This window comes from Moorena sp. SIO2C4 (assembly GCF_010672485.1).
GTDB classification, from domain to species: domain Bacteria; phylum Cyanobacteriota; class Cyanobacteriia; order Cyanobacteriales; family Coleofasciculaceae; genus Moorena; species Moorena producens.
In genome coordinates this window covers 1-4,256 of the sequence record NZ_JAAHGN010000657.1, presented here as the reverse complement: position 1 = coordinate 4,256, position 4,256 = coordinate 1, and the positions used below count along the sequence as shown (strand labels likewise).

The window sequence follows — 4,256 nt, the reverse complement described above, 5'->3', positions numbered from 1 at the left end:
TACATCGGATTAGATATCAGATTAAGTCCGGTTGAATACCCATAATAAAGAAGATTGATGGGGAGATAGTGTGCTGTAAAAATTGGTATTAAGGATAATTATCGGGACATGATATCACTTAAGACCCAACATTTAATCGTTCTCCCCACAAGGTAGTTATTTCCCTAGCAAAAATTGATTTATCTGGTGAAGAGGAAGGCTTACAAACCCCTTCTGCTCGATTTTCCATTGCTAAAACTCTCTCGGTATCCTGAGAATACAAGGGAGTCATTGCTTCTCGCTGCTCTAATAGATTTTCCAATTCAATTTTAAAAGGAGTTCTCTGACCTTGATGGAACACTCGCTGCACTGCTGATTCTACAATGGCACGAATTTCTGCTCCAGTACATTTTCGTGTCGCACTCAATAATCGACGCCATTGTTTTTCTGTTAATGGTCCATTTCCCTCCCGATAACGAGGATCAAATCGGCTAGCATGGAGTTTAAAAATCTCAAACCGCTCAATCTCTTTGGGAAAACCGACATAAAACAGTTTGTCAAATCTGCCAGCACGAGTTAATTCTGGAGGCAAAGCATCTAATCGGTTGAGAGTTCCAATCACAAATGTGGGAGTTGTTTTCTCTTGCAACCAGGTTAATAGAATTCCTAGAATTTGTTTGGTGTTATTTGTTTGGGAATCAAAAAACTTGTCCAATTCATCGAGAAACAAAACACAAGGACTCGCGGCCTCAACTCGACGCAAGAGTCGTTTTAAATGGGTTGGACTACTACCAATTACTAAATCCACTCCCATGCTAATTAAAGGAAATCCTAAGGTTTGAGCACAGACTTTGGCAGCAAAGGTTTTTCCTGTTCCTGGAGGACCAATCAATAGCCATCCCTTGGGCAATGGAATCCCATAAGCTCTGGCTTGATCAGAAAAATCTTGTTTCACCCATTCCAAGGCTTGTTTCAGTTTATCTAATCCCCCAAATTCCCCAACATCAGGTTTGAGGAACTCTAAACCAAATCCTTTGAGTCTGTGAATTTTGTAATTGATTAATTGCTTGGCTAGCTCTGATTGAGATTGGGCTTTGTTGACTGCTATATGAAATTGCTTGCGTTCGCCTTTGGCGCGCTCTTCAGAGCGATCGCTTAACAGGCAAGACACTATGGGGGCGTATTTATTTTTTTTCGCCGCCAGTTTGACTGCCATCCGAATTTCTTCCGGAGTCAATCCCCCGATAGACCGAGCTAGTCTGTCGTCTAGAGGTGTTTCTTGGTCAGCCAAACCATATTCTACTAAATGAGTTTTTAATAATGCCGTGACTTCCTTGGGTTCTGGGAAAGGAAATTCGGCAGCAGGAATAATTGAGTTTAAAATTCGAGGTAACTCATTCTCCCCCGTATCCAAAAGAATTAGAAACTTATCGCTTGAGAGACCAAAGTTGTAGAGAACATTAGACAATGAGGTTCTGATGGTTATGGTTTGCCCACTGTCAGCACTATCGAGTAAAGACGGTAAATCTTCTAAGATAAATAGAGCTTTACCAGAATAGGCTTGACAAAAATTCAACACTTCAACAACCTGTGCAAATGGCTCACGATCTTCTAGGACATTAACCATTGAACTTTCTAAGGTATCATAATTTCCATCCCATTCAATTTTCTGAAATCCACGACTAGCTAAATTCCAGAGGTAAACCAGGAATACTCCATCCTGGGTAAGACTCTGACAAATCCACCTGAGTACATTGTGTCTTTCAATCAAGGGAATTCCTATAGATACTGCTCCATAGCATTCTAATAATGTCCCAACTTCGGGTATATTCATTTTCAAGCAAACGTTATTGATTCAAAATGAAATTATAGCAATCCTAAATAATTTGTGAACAATACTTCCATTTAAACTAGTCTTTGCTAAGAAAGTAATGAGTCCTGAGTAAGGTAAGCATTCAGCAGTCAGCAGTCAGCAGTCAGCCTTTGGGTGATAGCTAATAGCTAATACATTATAGCTGATGCATTATAGCTTATAAATTATAGCTAATACATTATAGCTTATACCTGTTCGCGTAGCGTGGCCATTGGCGTAGCGTGGCCTACGGCCAACTTGGCCTTGGCTGATGGCTGATAGCTGATAGCTGAATCCTTACTGAGTAAGACCTGTGACTGTTCACGAATTATAGAGGATTGCTATATCAGGTTGTTTATTGTTGAGGGTTAACAGTTAACAAAAAGCCTTACAAAGATAGCTCCTTTGATTTCTGTTTGAGATTAATCGGTTCCGAGAAAGGTGTTTTAGCTGGCGGTTGAAAAGCCTGTCCATTGCTTGAAGCTAGTGCTGTTAAACTGGAGTGAGCAAAGGGGTTAGGAGCACCTAGGCTTTGAGATTTTAGAGACTGCACTGATGATCGAGAGGGCTGAACTAGTCGTTGTGGCGCTTGGCTCATTAAAGGTTTTAAGGCTTGCTCAAAGTAGGATAAATCCCGTTGTGTCATCTGGGACATAAATTGTCCTTTCTGCTGTGAAAAGATGGTTCCTCGTCTGTCCTTAGCCGCAATTGTGATATCGCCATTGGGAGTTGCTCTCCAGTTATAGTTGAGTTTACCTTCAACCTGGACAGTATTTCCTTGTGATTGGGCATACTCGACCAATGTATCTGCAACTGCCTTGACACGGCTAAAGTAGTCAGCCTCAGAAGCTCCTAATTGCCGAAACTTTCCCTCAGGTTTCTGTCCCCAATCTAACTGCTTTTTTACCTGTGAAATTTCTTGATATTGCTGTTCATTGAGTTTGGGTTCTCCCTGTACAGTGACCCCCATAGCACCAGCGCGAAACTTTATCAATTCCTTACCTTTTTTGTCCCTCATTGCATAGGAATTATCCTCGCGATGAATCGTATACTCTGCTGATTCATAGGTATCTTGTCCTGGTGATGCTTGAGAATTGATTAAGCGTACTAAGGTAGCAGCAGCTTCTTTTTGACGGGATGTTTCATGGTAATTAGACACAGCATTTTTGAATTTTTCCACTTTTTCTGAAATCGGTGAAACAACCTTTTCCCACCAACTCGGCTGCTTGGATTGAAGCATTCGGGCTTCAATCAATTCAGATAGAAACTCCGATTGCATAGCTTCTTGTTTTTGTTTTTGAGCACTACGAAGCATACGCATCTCATTAACCTGGCACTGCAAAAACTGCTTTAGTGGTGTATTCTCTAAAGCCTGCACTGAGCGTCGTACTGAATATAATCCACCTCTGGTTTCAGTATTAGCTTTTACGGGTTGGACTTTTGGTTTTAAAGATTGGTTTTGTGGTTGAATTGGACTAGATATCTTTTGTTTTTGCCCCTGTAGCTGTTGTTCATCAAAAGCGTTAACCTTTACCACACCTTCATCATTAGTTTGTAAAATAACGATTCCATCCAATTCTACTTTTTTATTGGTGACTCCAATCATCTCTCCTACAGATGACTCTTTGGCTAAAGTCAACTGACCAATGATGTCTGAGTTCAAGTCATTGACCAACTTATCTCCATCTTTACCATAGACTACTTTATCCTCATCGGTAATTTTAATTTCAGGCTCTTGATTACTATTGTATACCTGACCATTGAGTTGTTGAGCCTGTCGATTTTGTTCTTGCTTTTGCTGCTGCTTTTGCTTAAATGCTGCCAGTCCACTTGACCATTTGGAAATGACACCTTGGTATTGTCCTTGTAAAGATGATACATAGGACTCACTGACTATTGTTACTTTTGCCATGGTTTTAAACTCCTAATGCTCCCAACCCTAAGGCTCCAAAAATTGCTGCTCGGTGCTGCAAGTTCTGAGTGCGATCAAGCAAAATATTTTTTCCTCGATAAAACACGCAAAGCTGTCCATCAAAATACCAAGCATTGTAGTCACTGACCTGATCCTTGTGCCTAGGCATTTCATAGGGTATGCCTTTGGACACCACTACGCCAGCTAATAATCCATATTGATCAAAAATCTCAATCACATTAGGAAAATAGTCGATGGGTAATGAGGGTAGATCGGATACGTTATTTGTTGCCTTATCTAAATCATCTACAGGATTTATTTTATAGTTAGAAAACATGGCTTCCTCCAATTACACAATTTTAAAGTTATCAGATGGCAACTTACCCTTCACCGAACGCCAAAGGCGAACAACCTGCAACCTGCAACCTTCAACCTGCAACCTGTAGGGTGCATCTCATTGTCTTGATGTCTCCGACCAAAATACCGGATTGTGATGCCGCACTGTTTTCTATA

General features: G+C 40.7%; 3 protein-coding genes. All 3 read right to left on the bottom strand.

What is annotated here, in order from left to right:
- Positions 1 to 118 precede the first annotated feature (118 nt).
- Complete coding sequence (locus tag F6K20_RS26585) at positions 119 to 1,813, bottom strand: ATP-binding protein (RefSeq protein ID WP_287265795.1); 1,695 nt, start codon at positions 1,811 to 1,813, stop codon at positions 119 to 121.
- Positions 1,814 to 2,219: 406 nt separating this feature from the next.
- Positions 2,220 to 3,743, bottom strand: a complete 1,524-nt coding sequence (locus F6K20_RS26580) for a hypothetical protein (protein ID WP_009149091.1) — start codon at positions 3,741 to 3,743, stop codon at positions 2,220 to 2,222.
- Positions 3,744 to 3,747: 4 nt separating this feature from the next.
- The gene (locus F6K20_RS26575) at positions 3,748 to 4,080 is read right to left on the bottom strand and encodes a hypothetical protein (RefSeq protein WP_287247518.1); all 333 of its coding nucleotides are present in this window, start codon (positions 4,078 to 4,080) and stop codon (positions 3,748 to 3,750) included.
- Positions 4,081 to 4,256: the final 176 nt, after the last annotated feature.